Source organism: Kribbella sp. NPDC054772 (genome assembly GCF_053611945.1).
In genome coordinates this window covers 216,221-235,384 of sequence record NZ_JBSHBJ010000010.1, presented here as the reverse complement: position 1 = coordinate 235,384, position 19,164 = coordinate 216,221, and the positions used below count along the sequence as shown (strand labels likewise).

Annotated in this window: 20 protein-coding genes; 7 read left to right on the top strand and 13 right to left on the bottom strand. The window is 67.2% G+C overall.

The genetic code is table 11. The features are described 5' to 3' along the window. Positions 1-5 precede the first annotated feature (5 nt). Positions 6-605, top strand: coding sequence for a dihydrofolate reductase family protein (locus tag ACWGID_RS19095; protein WP_452198219.1), 600 nt, complete (start codon positions 6-8; stop codon positions 603-605). A gap of 42 nt (positions 606-647) precedes the next feature. Beyond that, on the top strand, positions 648-1,883 hold the full coding sequence (locus ACWGID_RS19090) for a deoxyguanosinetriphosphate triphosphohydrolase (RefSeq protein ID WP_452198217.1): 1,236 nt from the start codon (positions 648-650) through the stop codon (positions 1,881-1,883). Here the strand turns inward: ACWGID_RS19090 and ACWGID_RS19085 are convergent. Next, positions 1,839-3,740, bottom strand: a complete 1,902-nt coding sequence (locus ACWGID_RS19085; protein ID WP_452198215.1) for an exo-alpha-sialidase — start codon at positions 3,738-3,740, stop codon at positions 1,839-1,841. The two genes, ACWGID_RS19090 and ACWGID_RS19085, sit on opposite strands and share 45 nt — an antisense overlap. Positions 3,741-3,836: 96 nt before the next feature. Here ACWGID_RS19085 and ACWGID_RS19080 point away from each other — a divergent pair, with 96 nt between their 5' ends. After that, positions 3,837-5,081 carry an NAD(P)/FAD-dependent oxidoreductase gene (locus ACWGID_RS19080; protein WP_452198213.1) on the top strand — a complete coding sequence of 415 codons (1,245 nt, stop codon included), beginning with the start codon at positions 3,837-3,839 and terminating at the stop codon, positions 5,079-5,081. Here the strand turns inward: ACWGID_RS19080 and ACWGID_RS19075 are convergent. Continuing rightward, on the bottom strand, positions 5,078-5,938 hold the full coding sequence (locus ACWGID_RS19075) for a TolB family protein (RefSeq protein WP_452198211.1): 861 nt from the start codon (positions 5,936-5,938) through the stop codon (positions 5,078-5,080). The two genes, ACWGID_RS19080 and ACWGID_RS19075, sit on opposite strands and share 4 nt — an antisense overlap. A 40-nt stretch (positions 5,939-5,978) precedes the next feature. Between ACWGID_RS19075 and dnaG the strand changes: the two genes are divergently transcribed. After that, positions 5,979-7,862 (top strand): DNA primase, encoded by a 1,884-nt coding sequence (gene dnaG / locus ACWGID_RS19070; protein WP_452198209.1) that lies wholly within the window; start codon positions 5,979-5,981, stop codon positions 7,860-7,862. Here the strand turns inward: dnaG and ACWGID_RS19065 are convergent. Next, entirely contained in the window at positions 7,859-8,458 is a 600-nt protein-coding gene (locus tag ACWGID_RS19065) for a TetR/AcrR family transcriptional regulator (protein WP_452198207.1), read from the bottom strand. The two genes, dnaG and ACWGID_RS19065, sit on opposite strands and share 4 nt — an antisense overlap. 87 nt (positions 8,459-8,545) lie before the next feature. Between ACWGID_RS19065 and ACWGID_RS19060 the strand changes: the two genes are divergently transcribed. After that, positions 8,546-9,688, top strand: a complete 1,143-nt coding sequence (locus ACWGID_RS19060; protein ID WP_452198205.1) for an FAD-dependent oxidoreductase — start codon at positions 8,546-8,548, stop codon at positions 9,686-9,688. 16 nt (positions 9,689-9,704) lie between these two features. Here the strand turns inward: ACWGID_RS19060 and ACWGID_RS19055 are convergent, their stop codons facing one another. The 5 genes from ACWGID_RS19055 to ACWGID_RS19035 all read right to left on the bottom strand — a co-directional run bounded on the left by ACWGID_RS19055 (position 9,705) and on the right by ACWGID_RS19035 (position 12,876). Further along, entirely contained in the window at positions 9,705-10,580 is an 876-nt protein-coding gene (locus ACWGID_RS19055) for a phosphotransferase enzyme family protein (RefSeq protein WP_452198203.1), read from the bottom strand. A 40-nt stretch (positions 10,581-10,620) separates the two neighbouring features. Next, complete coding sequence (locus ACWGID_RS19050; protein WP_452198201.1) at positions 10,621-11,157, bottom strand: mycothiol transferase; 537 nt, start codon at positions 11,155-11,157, stop codon at positions 10,621-10,623. Between the two features lie 17 nt (positions 11,158-11,174). Beyond that, positions 11,175-11,663: a hypothetical protein gene (locus ACWGID_RS19045; protein WP_452198199.1), complete on the bottom strand. Its 489-nt coding sequence runs from the start codon at positions 11,661-11,663 to the stop codon at positions 11,175-11,177. Positions 11,664-11,668: 5 nt separating this feature from the next. Continuing rightward, positions 11,669-12,289, bottom strand: a complete 621-nt coding sequence (locus ACWGID_RS19040) for a GNAT family N-acetyltransferase (RefSeq protein WP_452198197.1) — start codon at positions 12,287-12,289, stop codon at positions 11,669-11,671. A gap of 143 nt (positions 12,290-12,432) precedes the next feature. After that, complete coding sequence (locus ACWGID_RS19035; protein WP_452198195.1) at positions 12,433-12,876, bottom strand: OsmC family peroxiredoxin; 444 nt, start codon at positions 12,874-12,876, stop codon at positions 12,433-12,435. Positions 12,877-12,977: 101 nt separating this feature from the next. Between ACWGID_RS19035 and ACWGID_RS19030 the strand changes: the two genes are divergently transcribed. Together ACWGID_RS19030 and ACWGID_RS19025 are read left to right on the top strand one after the other, a co-directional pair. Next, on the top strand, positions 12,978-13,412 hold the full coding sequence (locus ACWGID_RS19030; protein WP_452198193.1) for a MarR family winged helix-turn-helix transcriptional regulator: 435 nt from the start codon (positions 12,978-12,980) through the stop codon (positions 13,410-13,412). A 68-nt stretch (positions 13,413-13,480) separates the two neighbouring features. Beyond that, positions 13,481-14,230 (top strand): GNAT family N-acetyltransferase, encoded by a 750-nt coding sequence (locus ACWGID_RS19025; RefSeq protein ID WP_452198191.1) that lies wholly within the window; start codon positions 13,481-13,483, stop codon positions 14,228-14,230. Between the two features lie 58 nt (positions 14,231-14,288). Here ACWGID_RS19025 and ACWGID_RS19020 read toward each other — a convergent pair whose 3' ends face one another. From ACWGID_RS19020 to ACWGID_RS19000, 5 genes are all read right to left on the bottom strand, one after another. Beyond that, the gene (locus ACWGID_RS19020) at positions 14,289-14,966 is read right to left on the bottom strand and encodes an HAD family hydrolase (protein WP_452198189.1); all 678 of its coding nucleotides are present in this window, start codon (positions 14,964-14,966) and stop codon (positions 14,289-14,291) included. Between the two features lie 72 nt (positions 14,967-15,038). Then, complete coding sequence (locus ACWGID_RS19015; RefSeq protein WP_452198187.1) at positions 15,039-15,740, bottom strand: glycerophosphodiester phosphodiesterase; 702 nt, start codon at positions 15,738-15,740, stop codon at positions 15,039-15,041. 5 nt (positions 15,741-15,745) lie between these two features. Then, the gene (locus tag ACWGID_RS19010; RefSeq protein WP_452198185.1) at positions 15,746-17,125 is read right to left on the bottom strand and encodes an ABC transporter substrate-binding protein; all 1,380 of its coding nucleotides are present in this window, start codon (positions 17,123-17,125) and stop codon (positions 15,746-15,748) included. Between the two features lie 38 nt (positions 17,126-17,163). Further along, complete coding sequence (locus ACWGID_RS19005) at positions 17,164-17,946, bottom strand: carbohydrate ABC transporter permease (protein WP_452198184.1); 783 nt, start codon at positions 17,944-17,946, stop codon at positions 17,164-17,166. A 74-nt stretch (positions 17,947-18,020) separates the two neighbouring features. Then, a complete protein-coding gene (locus ACWGID_RS19000; RefSeq protein ID WP_452198182.1) occupies positions 18,021-19,070 on the bottom strand; it encodes a carbohydrate ABC transporter permease in 1,050 nt (349 codons plus the stop codon). Positions 19,071-19,164 lie beyond the last annotated feature (94 nt).

Here is a 19,164-nt window from a genome sequence, read left to right as displayed (position 1 = left end):
GCGGTATGCGGCCTCATGTAGTGGCTCAGCTGGCGGTCTCGCTGGACGGGGTGGCGTCGGGATTCGACGTCGACCTCGCGCGGTTCTATGCGCTGGCGACGCTCTGGCAGGAGGACGTGACCCTGATCGGCGCGGACACGATCCTCGCCCAGGAATCCGCGGTCCGCGCAGCACCGCGGCGCGCGCCCCGAGCGGAAGGCCCGCTGCTGGCGGTCGTCGACAGCCGAGCGCGAGTGCAGAGCTGGACGTCGCTACGCGAGCTCGGCTACTGGTCCGACGTACTCGCCCTCTACGCCGACCAGACACCGGCCCGCCCGCCAGACGCGACGACCCGTGAGTTGGTGACGGGCTACGAAGAAGTCGACCTGCTGGAAGCCCTCACAGTGCTGGGCCGACGCGGCGTTCAGACCGTGCGCGTGGAGTCGCCGACCCTCCTTCGGACCTGCCTCGACCAGGAATTGGTGGACGAACTCGCCCTGCTCGTCCATCCGGTACTGGTCGGTGGTGAACGTTGGTACGACACCCGCCGGCTCCACCTCCGGCACAGCGGCACCGAAGTCTTCACCGACGGGGTCCTTTGGATGCGGTACTGCATAGACATCTGAACGTCGCCGAACTGTCGGTCGCCGTCGGTACTGTGAGTGGTGATGAGGAAGCAGCATGAGGGTTACGACGAGCATGATGCCGAGCGGTGGGTCGCCGAGCCGGTCAAGCGGCCGGGGCGGACGGCGTTCGCGCGGGATCGCGCGCGCGTTCTGCACAGTGCCGCGTTGCGCCGGCTGGCGGCCAAGACGCAGGTCGTCACGGCGGGCAGCGACGACTTCGTCCGCAACCGGCTGACGCACAGTCTGGAGGTCGCGCAGATCGGCCGCGAGCTGGCCGCGACGCTCGGCTGCGACCCGGACATCGTGGACGCGGCCTGTCTGTCGCACGACCTCGGTCATCCGCCGTTCGGGCACAACGGCGAGCGCGCGCTCGACCAGGTCGCCGCCGAGATCGGTGGATTCGAGGGCAACGCGCAGACCCTGCGACTGCTGACCCGGCTGGAGTCCAAGACGTTCGACGCCGACGGGCGCAGCGTGGGCCTCAACCTGAGTCGTGCGACCCTCGACGCCGCGACGAAGTACCCGTGGGCCCGGCGCCCCGGCGTACGGAAATTCGGGGTGTACGACGACGATCTCGCGGTGTTCACTTGGTTGCGTCCAGGGGTGGGGGAGCGGCGCTGTCTCGAGGCGCAGGTGATGGACTTCGCCGACGACGTCGCGTACTCCGTGCACGATGTCGAGGACGGGATCGTCGCGCATCACATCGACCTCGCCGCGGTCGACGCCGAGCGGGCGCCGTACTGGGAGACCGTCCGGCAGATGTATTTGCCGGAGGCAAGCGATGCCGAGCTGGACGAGAGCTGGGACCGGCTCAAGGCGCTGAATTACTGGCCGGCCGCCGCGTTCGACGACAGCCGCCGGGCGCTCGGCGGGTTGAAGGACCTGACCAGCCAGCTGATCGGCCGATTCGCGACCGCAGCCGAGCAGGCCACGCACGCCGTCTTCGGTCGCTCCCGCTTGATCCGGTACGAAGCCGATCTGGTGGTCCCTGACGGTGTTCGCACCGAGATCGGTTTGCTGAAGGGCGTCGGGATGTTCCACGTCCTCAACTCGCCCGAGCGTCAGGCCCGCCGCGCGACGCAGCGCGTGCTGCTCACCGAGCTTGTCGAGGCGCTGTGGAAGACCGCGCCGCGGCACCTCGACGTCCCGTTCCGCTCCGATTTCGCGGAGGCGAGCGACGACAACGCCCGCCTCCGCGTGATCGTCGATCAGGTCGCGTCCCTGACCGACCCGTCAGCCCAGGCCTGGCATGCCAACCTGGTCGAAGGGCAGGTCTAGACCGAGCCGCGGCCAGACCGGCCGGTTGGTCTCGCGGATCTGCTGCAGTTCGCTGTCCGACAGCGCTCGCCGGTAGACCCGGACCTCGTCGAGCGTGCCCTGGAAGCGGTTGGCGCCGTCCACGCGCTGTCCGACATGGATGCCCTGAACGCCGAACTCCTTCCCGGCCGTGACCGAGCCGGCGGGTGCCGTCGCCGAGCCGACCTCGGCGCCGTCGATCACCAGTCGCAGCTTGCCGTTGGCCCGTTGCAGTACGACGTGGTGCCACACGTTGTCGTTGTACGCCGACGTGGACTGCACCGTGACGTTGAAGCGGTCGACCGACAGCAACGCCCGGATGCGATTGCTCTCCGGTTCGGCGCGGAGCCAGACCTGTGGCGTCGTACCCGAGCCGGTGCGATAGGCCCACAGGATCGCGCGTGATCCGGTCGTCGCGCCGTACTTGATCCACGTCATCATCGTGAAGTCGTCGGCACCGAGATCGATCGACCGATCGAACGGGACCTCGACGTAGTCGTCCACACCGTCCAGCGCCAGCCCGTTCCCGAACTTGCCTTCGGCAACGGTTGCGCCACCGCGAACGTACGCCGGGTTGTGCGCCGGACCGGTGTCGGGCGTTGTCGGACCCGGCGCCGGCGGACCGGGGATGCCGGGTGGCGTGCCGTTCGGTGTCGACAGGTACGCCTCGTTGAAGCGTGCCCAGCGGATCGTCTCGTACGGGTTCGCGACCCCGGCCTCGTACAGCAGACCTGCCTGATCGCCGTCCAGCCGAACCATGTCGGAGTACGCCGACGGTCCCCAGTAGAAGACCTTCCCCTGCTGCCAGGTGCCGAACGACCGCGCCTCGTCGTACGACGACCTGACCGTCATCACCTCGCGCGCGGCGGGGTGCGCCGGTGCCGAGAACAGGATCCGGTTGCGCTCGTCGCCGTCGTTGCGGGCGCTGAAGCGGAGCAGCGAGCCCTGGACGTCGGGCATCACCAGTTGCGGGATGGTCCGGAACGGTGCGTCGAACGTCGCGCCGCCGTCACTGCTGATCGCGTACGCGCGGTTGCCCGGGTCGGTGCCGCGCTCGCGGGCCAGCGCGTAGATGCGGCCGTCGGTCAGCTCGACGACCGTGACTTCCCCGGCGATCACCGAGCCGTCGTCGCGGGAGGTGGTCGCGCCGATGTGCCAGGTCTCGCCCGAGTCGTCGGAGTACAAGAGGTGGACGCCGTAGACGTGGGGGCCGACTCCGTCGTACGTCTCGAAGTTGGCGCCGACGATCAGGCGGCCGGCGTGCGCGCCGTGTTCGAGCTGGATGCCGTGCATCGGGCCGGTCGCGTACCAGAAGTTCCAGCTCGGCAGTTTCGCATCGGTCAGTTCGCGCGGGGCGGTCCAGGTGCTGCCGTTGTCGTCGCTGGTCTGGACGTACGGGTCGCGGTCGCAGCCGTTGGTGCACGGCTGCGGGCCGTTGTGTGTCGTCACAAGGACGATCCGGCCCGTCCGCGTGTCAACAATCGGAACCGGGTTGCCGTGGGTGCTGCCGTTGCCGTCGGAGACGACCTGGAGCGGTCCCCAGGTCTTGCCGCCGTCCGACGACCGGCGCAGCACGATGTCGATGTCACCGTCGTCGCCGCAGTCCGCGACCCGGCCTTCCGCGAACGCGAGCACCTCGCCGTCGGCGGCCCGGACCACGGCCGGGATCCGGAAGCACGAGTAACCCTCGGTCTTCTGCTGGAACAACACGCTGTCCTCGACGAACGGGGCGGCCGAGTCGCCCTGATCAGGCTGGACAGCGTGAGCGGTAGGGGTGATGAGACTTCCGAACACCAGTAGGGCGGCGGCCGCGAGACGGCCTGGTGTGAGTACGCGCATGACTCTCCAAGGAGGACATAGGACGTATTATGTCTACCGAAAAATAGCCATCCGCGCCGTGCGCGGCAAGAGTTCGTGGGGTACTAAGGTCGTTTCATGGCTGATGCAGAGCAGATCGTGATCGTCGGTGCGAGCCTCGCGGGTGCGACCGCGGCCAAGGCCCTTCGCAAGGAAGGCTGGACTGGCGGCATCGTGCTGATCGGCAGCGAGCAGGCGCTGCCCTACGAGCGACCGCCGTTGTCGAAGGGCGTCCTGCTCGGCAAGGACGGGACCGAGTCCGCACAACTCCACGACCAGCAGTGGTACGACGACAACTCCATCGCTCTCCGCCTCGGGACGACGGTGACCGCGATCGACCCGAGCGCGCACACGGTGACGCTGGACGACGGATCACAGGTGTCCTACGCCAAGCTCCTGATCGCGACGGGCAGCCGGGTGCGCAAACTCGACGTACCGGGGAACGACCTGCCTGGGGTGCACTACCTGCGGACGGCCGAGGAGTCGCAGGCGCTGACCGACGCGTACGCCGCCAAGCCGCGGGTGGTCGTGGTCGGTGCCGGATGGATCGGGCTCGAGGCTGCGTCGGCCGCGCGGGAGCGTGGCTGCGAGGTGACGGTGGTCGAGCCGCAGGCGACGGCGCTCGCCTCCGTGCTGGGTCCGGAGGTCGGAGAGGTGTTCGCCGAGTTCCATCGGCAGCACGGGGTGCAGTTCCGCTTCGGGGCCGGCGTCGAAGGTTTCGAGGGCACCGACAAGGTGACCGGCGTCAAGCTGTCCGGGGGTGAGGTCGTTCCCGCGGACCTGGTGGTCGTCGGGGTCGGCGTCCGCCCGAACACCGAGCTCGCCGAGGAAGCCGGGATCGAGGTCGCGACGCCCGACAACGGCTCCGGGATCGTCACCGGTCCGGATCTGCGCACGTCGGTGGCCGATGTGTACGCGGCCGGCGACGTCGTGCGCTGGGACCACCCGCTGTACAACCGGTCGGTCCGCGTCGAGCACTGGCAGAACGCCATCGACACCGGCAAGACCGTCGCCAAGGCGATGGTCGGCCAGGACGCGTCCCACGACGCGATCCCGTACTTCTTCACCGACCAGTTCGACCTCGGCATGGAGTACGCCGGCGAGGTCCCGCGCGGCACCTCCACCGAGGTCGTGTTCCGCGGCGACCCGAAGTCCGGCGCGTACTTCGCCTTCTGGCTCGACGGCGACCGGCACCTGCTCGCGGGCATGCACGTCAACGAGTGGGACACCGGCCTCGACGCGGTCCGCGCCTTGATCCGCTCCGGCAAGCAGGTCGACCCGTCCCGCCTCGCCGACACCGCCGTGGATCTCGCCGAGGTCTAGACCGGGTAGGCGACGTACGCGATCGCGGCGCTGTCCGGGGACCAGCTCGGCACGTTCATCGTGCCCTGGCCCCCGAACAGCGTCGTGAGTTCACGGATCTCGCCGGCCGCGGTGAGTAGCCGGAGTCGTACGTCGGCCACGTCGGCGGGATGGCCCTCGATCCCCGGCGGGAAGCTCACGTAAGCGATCGCGGAGCCGTCCGGCGCGGGGTGCGGGAACCAGTTGACGCGATCGTCGAACGTCAACTGCTCCGGCTCGCCGCCCCGCGACGGGACGCGGAACAGCTGCGCGTGCCCCGGCGCCCGCGCCGCGCGCTCGGAGTTGAAGTAGATCCACTCGCCGTCCGGGCTGTACTCCGAACCGTCGTCCGCGAACTCGTCGTTCGTGACCTGTACGTCGTCCCCGCCGCCGCTCGGGATCGTCCAGACGTTGGTGACCCGCCGCTCGCCGACCCATTCGAGGCCGATGTACGCGAGCGTCGTACCGTCCGGCGACACCCCGTGCAGATAGTGGTGGAACCTCGGCCCGCGATCGTTCGTCACCCGCCGCCCGGCTCCGCCCGCGATCGGCACGGCGTACAAGTGACCGTCTTCGGCCGACACGTAGACCGTCTGCCCGTCCGGGCTGACGACGTGATCGTTGTTGATGGCCGGGACTCCGCCGAGCTTGATCTCCTCGAGGCCGTCCGCGACCCGGAACAGCAACCCATTGCCGTTGACAACCAAAGTCCCGTCCGGCAGCCAGTTCGGCGCCTCGAACAGGACCTCCGCCGAGCTGAACACCGACCGGCGGTCACCGCTCGCGACGTCGACGACGTACAGCTCGGACCGCTGACCTGGGCGAAGGGTACGTGGCATACCCGTTAACCTACGTGATCGGCCCGGCTAGACTCGCGGGGTGGCAGGCCGGATCAAGGAAGAGGACATCGCGCTGGTGCGCGAGCGCGCGCGGATCGACGAGGTCGTCGGTTCGTACGTGACCTTGAAGAACGCCGGCGGTGGCAACCTGAAGGGGCTGTGCCCGTTCCACGACGAGAAGTCACCGTCGTTCAACGTCACCCCGTCGCGCGGTTTCTTCTACTGCTTCGGCTGCCAAGAGGGCGGCGACGTCATCGACTTCATCCAGAAGGTCGACCAGATCAGCTTCTCCGAGGCGGTCGAGACGCTCGCGTCGAAGGTCGGCATCCAGCTGCGGTACGACGACTCCGGCGCGCCGATCCAGCGCGGTCCGGGCAACCAGCGCCCGCGCCTCGTGGAGGCGCACAAGGTCGCCGCGGAGTACTACGTCGACAACCTGTTCGGCGCGGCCGAGGCCTCGATCGGGCGGCAGTTCCTCGACAAGCGCGGCTTCGACAAGGACGCGGCGGTGCAGTTCGGGGTCGGGTTCTCGCCGCGCGGCGGTGAGGCGCTGACCAACTACCTGCGCGGCCGCGGCTTCACGAACGCCGAGCTGGTCGCGTCCGGCCTGTCCGCCGAGGGCCAGCGCGGGCTGTACGACCGGTTCCGCGGCCGGCTGATGTGGCCGATCCGGGACGCGTCCTCGGACGTGATCGGGTTCGGCGCGCGCCGGCTGTTCGACGACGACCGGATCGAAGCGAAGTACCTGAACACCCCCGAGACCCCGATCTACAAGAAGTCCAAGGTGCTGTACGGCGTGGATCTCGCCCGCCGCGAGATCGCGAAGGGCCGCCAGGCGGTGGTCGTCGAGGGCTACACCGACGTGATGGCCTGTCACCTCGCCGGCGTGCAGACCGCGGTCGCCACCTGCGGTACGGCGTTCGGCGACGACCACGCCCGCGTCCTGCGGCAGCTGCTGCTCGACCACGACCAGTTCCGCGGCGAGGTGATCTTCACCTTCGACGGTGACGAGGCGGGTCAGCGCGCGGCGTTGAAGGCGTTCGCGGGGGACCAGGCGTTCGCCTCGCAGACGTACGTCGCGGTCGAGCCGGACGGTCTCGACCCGTGTGACCTGCGGTTGCAGAAGGGCGACGCGGCGGTCCGCGAGCTGATCGGGCGGCGCGTCCCGCTGTACCGGTTCGTGCTCAGTAACGTGCTGTCGAAGTACGACCTGGACCGCGCGGACACCCGCGTCGACGCGCTGCGTGAGGCGGCGAAGCTGGTGATCAGCATCCGCGACCGCTCGAAGGTCGACGCGTTCACCCGTGAACTCGCCGGGCATCTCGGGATGGACGAGGACAAAGTGCGCTCCGAGGTCTACCGCGCCGCGTCCCGGTCGAACGCGCAGCCCGCGGCACCGTCGGGCGAGGCGGCGCAACCGGTCCGTCGTACCGATGTCCCGTCGCCGCGGGACCAGCGGTTCGTGATCGAGTGGGACGCGCTGAAGGTCGCGATGCAGTACCCGGCGCTCGTCGGGGTCGCGTTCGACGAGCTCGACGACCATGACTTCACCCACCCGTGGCTCGGCGCGGTCCGGGCCGCGATGGCGAAGGTCGGCGGCCCGTCCGCGGCGCCGCCCGGAGAGGCCTGGGTGGTCGCCGTCCGCGACGCCATCGGCAACGACCCGGCCGCTGCGGTGGTCGGCGCGCTCGCGGTGGACCCGCTGCGGCTCGGCCGGGAGCCCGACGAGCAGTACGCGCAGGCGCTGATGGCGCGGTTGCAGGAGCTGACCTGCGCGCGCCGGATCGCGGACCTGAAGTCGAAGCTGCAGCGGACCAACCCGATCGACCGCGCGGACGAGTACAACCGGATGTTCGGCGAACTCATCGCTCTCGAGGCCTACAAGGCCGAGCTGCGTAACCGCGCGATCTCCGGCGCGCTCTAGTCCCTCAGGTGTGACACCAGGCGCGCGACTTCCTCGCCGTACTTCGTTGTGAAGTCCTCGTCGTCCGGGTCGAGACCGAGCGCGCGGGCGATCTGCGGGAAGACGACCGGCGCCGCGGCGAGACCGAACAGCGCGAGACCGGCGTACGCCGGGTCCAGGTCGGCGGCGAGTTCGCCGTCCGCCTGCCGACGGCGGAAGTCGGCGAGCATGGTCTGGAAGCGCGCGTACTGCGCGTCCTCGTCGTTGCCGCCGGTGTCGCGGTCGACGCCCTCGCGGATCAGCAGCCGGAGCATGTCGGGCTGCTCGAGCGTCGCGCGGGCATAGGCGCCGACGACCTCGCCGAGTGTCTCCGCGTCGGCGGTGATCGTCGGCTCGCTGGCGCGCCAGCCGTCCGCGACGGCACGGTACAGCCCCTCTTTGCCGCCGAAGTAGTACGAGATCAGTTGCTTGTTGACGCCGGCCCGGGCCGCGATCTCGCTGACCCGCGCGCCGCTGAAGCCGCGTGCGCCGAACTCGACGACCGCCGCGTCGAGCAACTGCTGCTTGCTGCGCTCGGCGTCCCGCTGCCGCTCGTCCGGTCCCGGTGATCTCCGCACGAACTCATCCTAGCCGACTGCCATCCGGCGTGCTAACTTAATCAACCAGGCGGATGATAAAGTTCAACGTATGGATGATTGGAGTCGATGATGAAGGTCGCGATCATGGGGGCCGGGATCGGTGGGCTGGCCCTGGCGCAGGGGTTGCTGAAGGCGGGCGTCGACGTCGCGGTGTACGAGCGCGACCCGCATCCGGCGTACCGCAAGCAGGGCTATCGGATCCACATCAGTCCGGTGGGGGAGGAGGCGCTCGCGGCAGTGCTGCCGGATGCGGTACGCCGCCGTGTGATCGCGACCGCGACGCGGCCGGGGGACCTGGTGGCGGGGTTCGACGCGCAACTCACTCCGCAGTTCGAGCAGGTCTATCCGGTCGCCGGGCCGGACGCGATCACGTCGGTGGATCGGTACGCGTTCCGGCGCGCGCTGATGACCGGGCTCGACGATGTACTGCGGTTCGGCAAGCAGTTCACGTCGTACGTCGAGACTCGGGACGGCGTTGAGATCGGGTTCGCGGACGGGAGTTCCGCAGTGGCCGACGTACTGGTCGGGGCGGATGGTGTGGCGTCGCGGGTGCGCGGTCAACTGGTGCCGGACAGCGATGTCGTGGATATCGGCGTGCGGTGCATCTACGGGAAGGTGCCGCTGACATCGGCCGTGAGCGAGCTGGCGCCGTCGGCGTTTCTGCGCGGGTTCTGTTTCGCGAGTGACGGCGCGGGGATCGGTACGGCGTTCGCGCCCGTGGTGTTCCGCGAGCCGCCGGCGGAGTACGGCGACTATCTGATGGCGGTACTCACCGGGACGAACGACAGGCTCGGTGCGTCCGATGACGAACTGTTCTCGATGAGTCCGTCCGAGCTGTGGGGGATCGTGGCGGGCCTTGTCGAGAGTTGGCATCCGACGGTCCGGGCGTTGGTCGCGGCGGCCGAGGTCGAGGCGGCGTTCCCGATCACGTTGCGGACCTGCATCGACGTACCGACGTGGTCGTCGGAGCGGGTGACGTTGCTCGGCGACGCCGTGCACCCGATGACGCCGGCCGCAGGCGCCGGCGCGAACACTGCGCTGTGGGATGCGGCGCGGCTGACGCGGGCGCTGGTGTCGGGGGAGGGGCTCGCGGCGTATCAGCTCGAGATGGTCGCCAATGGTCAGGCCGCGGTGACGGAGTCGCTGCAGAACGCCGAGCGGTTGTTCAACGTAGCGATTCCCGCACGTCGGTCAGCCGCTCCAGCATGAGGAGCACTGCCTTGTGTCACGCGCGGGCGTAGAGCTCGAGCGAGGGTGAGACGGGGGACGGCTCGGCCAGTGGGAACGTCGATCCCAGCGTGTGGGCGCAACCGACGGCGACCGTCGACAGCAGGTCGTCGGGGCGGGCGGCCGGGTACTCGTTGCGGTAGGCATCGATCAGTACGGCGAGCCCGTCGATCCACTGGTCGCCGAGAACCACCGTCCGCGGGTCGCAGCCGATCCGGGCGATCTCCCACGCGACGAAGCCCGGATTCGGCGGCTGGAAGTCGATGACCGCGGCAACTGTGTCGCCGCGCAGCATCAGGTTCGGCGAGGCGAGGTCGCCGTGAATCACCTGCACGGTCAGGGCGGGCAGGTCGGCGAGGATCGCGCCGGCGCGGCCGAGCAGCGCCCGTCGCTCCTGTGCCGCTTCGCAGGCCCACTCCTCGAACGGACTCAAGGACTCACGTGACTGGAAGTCCGCGATCAGTTGGTCGAAGTTCCGTGCTGACCGGTCGACATCGCGGACCTCCCGCGCGGGACGCAGGGTCGGCGTCGCTGCGGGGTGCTCGGACAAACGTTTGTGCAGCCGGCCGAGCATCGTGCCGACCGCTTCCCATCGCCGGCCCGTGATCCCACCTTCGGCCGTCTCGCCGTCGATGAACTCCCACAGGGACATCGGCATCCGCTCGTCGACGAGGTCGCCCGCGAGCGTCCGCCGTACCGCGGGAACCGGCACCTTCCCGAGCCCGGCGTACGCCGTCAGCTCGATCGCCGCGCGCTCCCGCTCGAGCTCGCCGCGATAGATCTTCGCGAACCATCGTCGCCCGCTCTCGTCGACGACGCGGAAGTTGATGGTCGCCGTACCGGCCTGGATCTGGGTCAGTTCGACCGCGTGCACGTCGTACGAAAGGGCCAGTACGTCGGTGAGTCGCTGGGTGTCAGTCAGGATCGTTGCCCCTCACACCGTCGACCGCCTCACGCAGTACGTCGGCATGGCCGGTGTGTTTCAGGTACTCCTCGAGCAGGTCGATGAGGACACGTCTCCGATTGCTCGTCCACGCCGGATCCGGGTCCTCGACGAGCGCGTCCAGGCCGCCGTCCGCACTGAGTTGTTCCCAGGCGGAGCGGGAGCGCGAGGCAGCGGCGTACCAGAGCTCGTAAAGCTCCTCGGGCTCGTCGGTGACCGCGGACGCCCAGCCCCACTCGCCGTTCTCGCTCCAGGTGCGGGTATCCCAAGGTGGCGGGAGCGGTCGATCCGCGGCCCGCGCGGTGAACCCGTCCTCGACGAACGCCATGTGCTTGACCAACCCGGCCAACGTCATCGTCGATGGCGGATGCCGGCGCCGCAGCTGCTCCGCGGTCAGTCCACCGGTCTTCCACGCGAACTGCTGCCGCACCCGGTCCAGCGCGAACTGCAGCGTCTCCACCTCGCCGCCCCGCGGGCAGTGAGCCTTCGGCAGATCTCTCCACTCCATGAAGTCAGAAAAGCAGATCAGGGGCTCAGGCGTGCCGCGAGCCTTCGGCGACGGCCCCACCAGTTGGGACGCTCCGGAGGCGGCTCTGTCTTGCCGCTCAACAGGTCGTCGAGCGTCGGATACCAGTTGGCCCGCTCGGCGTCCGCATGCATCGCCTTCAGCGCCGGGCTTGCCGCGAGCGAGTCCTTGATGTACTTCGCCCACGACACCTGATCCTTGTACGAGTAGTTGTCGCGCCCGTCCCAGATGCACTCGAGAACATCGAGCTCCAGTTCGGCGACCGCCTGGACGAGGTCGTAGTCCTTGTCGCCCTTCGCGCAGACCTGGTCGTCGTAGAAGTACGGTCGCAGGCACGGGTGCGCGATGAACACGCGGTCGACCTCGAGCATCAGATCAGTCGCACTGCGGTACGTCGTGATCCGCACGGTCCGCATCCCGATCCGCCAGGCGATTGCTGCGGACGCGACCGACACCAGCAGGGCGATGATTGCCAACGTCTGTGCCATCGACCTCACCCCCGACCGTCGAGGCTCTGCAGTGCCGCACTGAGCAACTTGTGATCAGGCGAGAGGCCGTACCCCTCGACGTACAACGCCGTCACCACCTCGGCCAACGTCTGCCGGTCGAGTCCCACGCGATCAGGGTCGTGCCACATCAGCAGTAGGCGTTCGTCGCCGGTGCCTTGGACATCCGGTACGACGTACTCCACGCCCTCGACGAGCTCCGCGCCCACCCGTCGGTAGAACGCGATCCGCCGCTCCCGGATCGTCCGCTCCTCGGTGTCGTGCGCGTCGGCCGGATCCTCCACCTCGAAGATCAGCCGGCGAATCTCCGGCCGCTGGTTCATTGCCGCCCACAACGCCGACCCATGACCCTTGCTCCGGATCGAGCCGTCGATCGCGAAGTACTCCAGGAAGTCCCAGGCGAGCGACTCCAGCGGCAGCACGACCGCGATGCCGATCGGCGCACCGTTCTCGACCTGCACCCAGCCGAGGACCTCGCCGTCGCGGATCGATTCCAGCAAGCTGGCGAACCGTTCCCGCTGGCGCACCGGAAACGCGTCCACGTAGATCCGCTCGGCGGCTGTGACCGCGGCGGCGCCGGCATGCGCCAGCGATTCGAGTTCCGTCATTCCCCCCACCCCCAGGGCTAGCAAGCCTGGTTGTGGACTGGTTGTCAATGGCCCGGAGTGGTACGCGCACTGCCCGGAGACTCGACGGTCTCCGGGCAGTGCACGACCCCGATGGTTGTACCGCTCAACGAGCGGCACGTCTGTCAGCTCTCGAGTGCGGCGTCCAGGGTGATCTCGACCCCGGTGAGGGCCTTGCTGATCGGGCAGTTCGCCTTCGCGGCCTGCGCCGCCTCCAGGAAGCCCGCCTCGTCCAGACCGTCCACCTCGGCCCGCACGGTCAGCGTGATCCCGGTCAGCTTGAAGCCGCCCGCGGCCTGATCCGGCCCGAGCGTCACCGCCGCGGTCACCTCATGAGCCTGCGGTACGCCGCCCCGCCCGGCGATCTCCGCGCTCAACGCCATCGCGTAGCACGCGGTGTGCGCCGCCGCGATCAGTTCCTCGGGGCTCGTGGTCCCGTCCGCGTCGTCAGCGGCACGCTTCGGGAACGAAACGTCGTACGTCCCCACCTTCGAGCTGGTGAGCTCCACCTGCCCGGATCCCTGCTCGAGGGTCCCGTTCCAGGCGGTACGCGCAGTACGAGTCGGCATATCGGCTCTCCTTGGGAGGTTGTCTTGTGTACAAGATATTTGTGCACAAGATATCCTTTCGTCAAGTCCACCGCCCTGCGACGCCGACCACAGGAGCAGCCATGACCGAGGACCGGGTCCTGCACGACCTGCTCTGCTTCGACCTGTACTCGTTGTCCCGGCTCGTCACCGCGCTCTACCGCCCGGTCCTCGAGCCACATGGCCTGACCTACCCGCAGTACCTGGTCCTGACCTCGCTGACCCGCCTCGGCACCTGCTCGATCGGCGACATCGGCCGCGCCACCCGACTCGACCACGGCACGCTGACCCCGCTCCTGCGCCGCCTGGCCGACCGCGGCCTCATCACCCTCGACCGCTCCGCCACCGACGCCCGCTCCGTCACCGTCTCTCTAACCCCCGAAGGCGAAGCCCTCCGCCCCGTACTCCACGAGGCCTATTGCCACGTAGGCGAGTCCCTGGGCATGACCGACACCGAAGTCCAACGCCTCCAATCAACTCTCCACCAACTAACCGACCGCCTCGACCCAAACCGCTGATGGATTGGCGACCAGCCGTTCCCGCCGACGCGCCCTTCCTGGCCGATCTGGCATCCAGCACATCAGCTGTGGCGTCTGCCTTCCTGCAGACCTGGCACGTCGAAATCGCCGAGACCGCCGGTGCCGTCGTCGCCGTACTCCCACCACCCAGCGGCCAGCACCGCGCGTACGGCGCCTGGTGGTCCCGCGCCGCAACGGACGCCGAGGCCATCGCCCGGCTGATCCATCTGGCGACTGCGCCGGTCTTGCAGGTCACCGTGGACTCCGAGCGAGGCGGCGAACTCCTTGCCCAAGGATTCGTCGAGGCGTACCCGCTGTGGACCATGACCCACAACAACACCACCTGGCCGTCAGTCGAGCTGCCGGCACCTCTGCGCCCGGCGCACTGGAACGACGTACCCCCGACTGACTTCCACGCTGCCTACGAGGCGTCGTACCGCGACCAGCGACTCGTCGAGCCCCACGCCGCCGAGGCCCTGCACCGCCTGACCACCGACAAGACCTTCGCCACAGACCTCTCGTCCCTAGCCCTGTCCCCAGACGGCGCCGTAGCCGGCTTCGTCCTCGCCTTCACCGACCACCACGGTGGCATCGAACTAGGCCCCATCGGCACCGTCCCTCGGTGGCGCGCCCGCGGCATCTCATCAGCCCTGCTCGCCACAACCCTCACCCGCTGCCGCGCTACCCACCCCACCGCAATCACCCTGACCGTCGACGCCGAAAGCCCAACCGGCGCCCACCACCTCTATCTACGACAGGGTTTCCGCGTAACCAACCAACTCCACGCGTACCAGCTCAACCTACCGACCCAACCCTGAACCCAATACCGCCGTACGGCGCCCGGGTTCAGCTGAGTCGTCGGGGTCGACGCGAAGGTTATGACCGGCCGCGGGGTTGGGGGTCCATCAGCGTGCTCAGCCAATCGACGGTGAGCGAGGACAAGGGGGCGACGGTGGCGCCGTGTCCTTCGGGAAGGGTCTGCGGGTCCTCCGGGACGGCAACAACCACGCATCCAGCGGCGACAGCTGACTCGATCCCGTTCTGTGAATCTTCGATCGCGACCGTGTTGTGCACGTTCACCCCGAGTCTGGAAGCCGCGATCAGGTACGGCTCCGGATGGGGCTTGGGGTGTGTGACCTCGTCACCGCACAGCACTACGTCGAATGTATCCGCTGGAAGCTGGTCGAGTACGACATCGACCAGCACCCGGTAGCTCCCGGTCACCAATGCGGCGGGGATCCCGTTGGAACGTACGCCGGCAACAAGTTCCGGGGCCGTCGGACGCCAGGGAACACCGACTGAGAAGAGTTCCTGTGTTCGGTCGAGCAGCCATTTCGCCAGGCGTTGGTCATCGTCGTGCACACCAATGTCGTCTTGGACGATGCGGACGGTGTTGAGCAGGTTGCTGCCGACGATCCGGAGCCGTGCTTCTGGGGACAGCGTGCCACCCAACTTGCTCGCCAGGTCCTGAAGGCTGACGTCCCAGATGCGTTCGCTGTCGAACAAGGTTCCGTCCATGTCGAACAGAACCGCTTCGAGGGCTGCGTGGTTCAAGGTTGGTTCTCCTCGCGAGTACGCCGTGAGTTTCGGTTCCGAAGCCATTGCCAGGGCAGTGCTCCGAGTTGTTCAGGGGACAGGAAGGGGTCCGCTGCCGGGCCGGATGACTCGCTCCGGGTAGTCGGTGGTGACACCGTTGGCGCCCCAGGCGATGGCTCGGTCGACTTCGGTTCGGGTCGGGGCCGGCCACAGGCAGTACTCCAGCCCTTTGTTCTGGGCCTGCTTGATGAGTTCTGGACTGCTGCCCTGCCATCCGACCCCGACCCAGCGCATGCCGATCGAGAGCGCCTGCTCCAGCAGTTGTTCGGACCCGGTTTCGGACAACAGCGCACAGCGAAGGTCGCTGAAGGCGTAGACGAGTGGTACGAGCCGTTCGGCGCGGAAACTGATCGGCTGGACCCGCTGTCGCAGCTCCGGGCGGTCGGCCAACAGCCGGCGGAGTGGTTCGACTGCCGCGTCGGCTTTGATCTCGGCCAGGATGGTGATGTCGACGGCTTCGACTGCTTCTTCGAACGTGGGGATGTGCTCACCATTGCCGGCGTCCAGGCGGCGCAGCTCGGCGAGGGTGAAGTCTTCGACCGCGCCGTGGCCGTTGGTTGTGCGGTCGACTGTCGGGTCGTGGATGAGGACGATGTGACCGTCCTTCGTGAGGCGCAGGTCGAGTTCGACTTCGTCGACGCCGTCTTGGACGGCGCGAACGTAGGAGGGGATGGTGTTCTCGGGCATGTAGCCCATGGCGCCCCGGTGGCCGGTGATACGAAACGGTGCCACCGGTGTCAGCCCTCGCTTCCGACGAGCTTGTCGTACTTCGCTTTGATCTTCTGCTCGCCGGCCCTCAGCTGCTCGGCCACGCTGTCGAGTACCTGTTGGGCTGGTTGGTTGTCGCCGTAGATCTTCTGCAATCCTCCGTAAATGATGGGGGATGCGTTCTGCACGTAGGCGTCGACCTCGTCGAGTTGACCGGTCTGCGCCAACTGGGCGATGGCCACGCCCCGGTTGGGATCCTTCTCCAGCGCGGTCTTGTACTCGGGTTGGTTCACTGCTTCCTTCACGACCGGTAGGTACCCGGTTCCCAGTGACCAGGTTGCGGCCGATTCTGGTGACGAGAGGAACTTGATCACTTCCCAGGCTGCTTGCTTGCGCTCCTTGGGTATGTCTTTGAAGATCGAAAGCCCACCGCCACCCGTGGGTACTCCATGGGTGACCTGCGTGGGCAGGGGGCTGACGCCAACGTCGAACTTGGCTGCCTCGTAGGTGCCGGACAGTGCCCCGGTCGAGTTCATGTAGGTGCCGACCAGGCCGTTGTTGAAGTTGGTCCCGTAGTCACGGGCAAGGATGGCCATCTTGTCCTGGAAGATGAGTCGTCGCATCCAGTCGGCACACTCGACGGCCCCGTCCTTGTCGACGGTGACGTCGAGGCCCTTGGAGATGCGTCCGCCGAACTGCCACACGCTGGCTTCGAATTCCCAGCTGTCACCACCGGACAGTTCGGTCACCTTCACGGGCTTGCCGGCGGCCTTCTGATTGATCAGCGCAGGTCCCCACTCCCGCAGCTCGGTCCAGGTCTTCGGTCCGCGGTCGGGCAGTCCGGCCTTGGCGAACAGGTCCTTGTTGTAGTACATGATCGGCGTGCTGCGGGCGAACGAGACCCAGTACAGCTTGTTCTTGATCACGCCGGCGTCGAACAGGTTGGGGTAGAAGGACGCTTTGAAGGCGTCGTCGGCGTAGCTGTCGAGCTCTTCGAGCGTTTCGTTGAGGAAGAAGATCTGCCAGGCAGTCTGACCGAACGCCATGATGTCGGGGACCGATTTGGCTCGCAAGGCCGCGGTGACCTTGGAGGTGGCGTCGAAGTAGTTCCCTTGAAACTGTGCTTCGGCGTAGATGTCGTCCTGTGAGTCGTTGAACTTGGTGATCAGGTCGTTCAGGATGTTGCCGGGCTTTCCGTTCCACGAGCTCCAGAGAACGACCTTCTGACCGCGTTTCCTGTACTTCTCCGGCACCTTGACGTCTACTGCAGCGAACCCCTGCCCTCCTGCTCCTCCGCCGCCACCACCTGAGCAGGCTGCAAGAGCCGGTACTGCGAGAGCGCTGGCGCCGGCCAGTTTGAGCAGTGAGCGTCTGCGCAACCCGCTGTGCGGGAAGCTGTTTCCTGACATGTGTTGGTGTCCTTTCAGCGGCGACGGCAGTGAGTTGGTCAGCCCTTGATCGCTCCGCCGGAGAATCCGGCGACGATGTAGCGCTGCGTCAGGAGGAAGATGACGATCATGGGTGCGGCGACCATGACGGTGCCGGCCATGATGGCGCCCCAGTCGTTGTAGCCCTCCTGGGATTTCAGGTAGAGCAGGCCGATCGGCAAGGTGCGCATCTGGGTTGAGGTCGTGATGATCAAAGGCCAGATGAAGTCGTTCCACACTTCGATCACGGAGATCAGCGTGACCGTGATCATCATCGGTCGAGACATGGGCACGACCAGCTGGGCAAGGATCCGTAGGTGGCCGGCCCCGTCGACCCTGGCGGCCTCGAACACCTCGTACGGGAGGGTCATCATCTGCTGGCGTAGCAGGAACATTCCGAATGCTGATCCAGCCCCGGGGACGATCAGCCCTGCGTAGCTGTCGACCCAGCCGAGGTGGGAGGCGGTGAGGTAGTTGGGCAGGAGCGTGATCGTGCCCGGGGTCATCAGAGTGCCGAGCAGCAGGAAGAAGATGCCCCGCTTGAAGGGAAACGGCAGGAACGTGAATGCGTAGGCGGACCCGGTTGCCAGCACCATCTTGATGGTGGTTCCGATGACGGTGACGATGATCGAGTTGACGAAGAAGGACCCGAACGGCGCGTCGTGCCAGGCGTTGGCGAAGTTCGACCAGTGCAGGTCCCGCGGGATCCATTGGAGTGGGAAGCGGTAGATCTCGCCGCTGGGTTTGACCGCTGAGCTGAACAGCCAGTACAGCGGCATGACGAAGACAGCAGCGATCAGCACCAGGAGTGCGTAGAGGACGATCTGTCGGGGCGCTGTCCTGCCGGCAGTTTGTCGCCGTGGTGAGACGTTGGCGCTCACTGATAGGTCACCTTCCGTTCGGCGAAGCGGGTCATCAGGAAGGTGATCGCGAGCAGCATGATCAGCATGACCATCGCCGCGGCAGCTGCCAGTCCGGCGTCGGAGGCCTGGAATGCCTTCTGATAGATGAACCAGCTCAATGTCGTCGAAGAGATCCCCGGACCGCCTCCGGTCATGATGGCGGTGACGTCATAGGCCTGGAAGGTGCCGATGATCGAGGTCACGATCAGGAAGTAGCTGACGGGGGACAGCAGCGGAAGCGTGATGTACCGGAAGCGCGACCAGCCACCCGCGCCGTCCAGCTTCGCGGCCTCGAACAGTTCACTGGGGAGGTTCTGCAGGCCGGCGACGTAGATGATCGCGCAGAACCCGATTCCCTTCCACAGGTACACCATCACCAGGGCGAACAGTGAGTAGTGAGAGCTCGTCGTCCACTGGGGTGAAGTGATCCCCAGCGGCTCCAGAACTGCACGCAGCAGGCCGAAACTCGGATCGAGGATGAACAGCCAGAGCGTGGCGATCGCGGCCCCGGAGACGATGTGCGGTGCGAAGCTGACCGTTCGAACCAGACCACGGCCGATGAGTCGCTGGTTGAGGACCAAGGCCGTCGCCAGGCCTCCGACGACGGCACCGATGACGACCAGTGCCACGAACTTCACCGTGTTGAGCAGCACATGGCCGAAGTCGGAGCTGGTGAACAGCTCGCGGTACTCCGCGGTGCCGACCCACGTGGGAGTCGACGAGATCATGTCCCACGAGGTGAAGCTCAGGTAGAAATTGTAGATCACTGGCCAGTAGGAGAAGACGAGGATCAGCGCGAGGTTCGGGCCGACCAATGCCGCGAAGAGAAGGTAATCCTTGCCGTTGCGCCGTAAGGCACGTTTCCAGTGGGAAGCAGCCTTCGCGGTTCCCGTCGCTGCGGTAGTGCCGGTCGAGCCGGCCAGAAGGTCGGTCACGGGGCCGCCGCCGGTCGAGATCGCCGCCGCCAGCGCGCGCCGGCGGGTGAGGGCTGTCGTTCCATGAAGGGCCTTTCGGTTATCGCTCATCTGATCAGTAGGGTTGAAGCAGACGGCACTGAATTAATGCATCAGCCTCGTCAGCCTGGCAATGACCCGCTCAGAAATGAGGGCTAGAATGCTC

Coding starts and splice junctions, on each gene's coding strand:
- ACWGID_RS19095 (WP_452198219.1), top strand. CDS start 6: ATGCGGCCTCATGTAGTGGCTCAGCTGGCGGTCTCGCTGGACGGGGTG.
- ACWGID_RS19090 (WP_452198217.1), top strand. CDS start 648: ATGAGGAAGCAGCATGAGGGTTACGACGAGCATGATGCCGAGCGGTGG.
- ACWGID_RS19085 (WP_452198215.1), bottom strand. CDS start 3,740: ATGCGCGTACTCACACCAGGCCGTCTCGCGGCCGCCGCCCTACTGGTG.
- ACWGID_RS19080 (WP_452198213.1), top strand. CDS start 3,837: ATGGCTGATGCAGAGCAGATCGTGATCGTCGGTGCGAGCCTCGCGGGT.
- ACWGID_RS19075 (WP_452198211.1), bottom strand. CDS start 5,938: ATGCCACGTACCCTTCGCCCAGGTCAGCGGTCCGAGCTGTACGTCGTC.
- ACWGID_RS19060 (WP_452198205.1), top strand. CDS start 8,546: ATGATGAAGGTCGCGATCATGGGGGCCGGGATCGGTGGGCTGGCCCTG.
- ACWGID_RS19050 (WP_452198201.1), bottom strand. CDS start 11,157: ATGGAGTGGAGAGATCTGCCGAAGGCTCACTGCCCGCGGGGCGGCGAG.
- ACWGID_RS19045 (WP_452198199.1), bottom strand. CDS start 11,663: ATGGCACAGACGTTGGCAATCATCGCCCTGCTGGTGTCGGTCGCGTCC.
- ACWGID_RS19040 (WP_452198197.1), bottom strand. CDS start 12,289: ATGACGGAACTCGAATCGCTGGCGCATGCCGGCGCCGCCGCGGTCACA.
- ACWGID_RS19035 (WP_452198195.1), bottom strand. CDS start 12,876: ATGCCGACTCGTACTGCGCGTACCGCCTGGAACGGGACCCTCGAGCAG.
- ACWGID_RS19030 (WP_452198193.1), top strand. CDS start 12,978: ATGACCGAGGACCGGGTCCTGCACGACCTGCTCTGCTTCGACCTGTAC.
- ACWGID_RS19010 (WP_452198185.1), bottom strand. CDS start 17,125: ATGTCAGGAAACAGCTTCCCGCACAGCGGGTTGCGCAGACGCTCACTG.
- ACWGID_RS19000 (WP_452198182.1), bottom strand. CDS start 19,070: ATGAGCGATAACCGAAAGGCCCTTCATGGAACGACAGCCCTCACCCGC.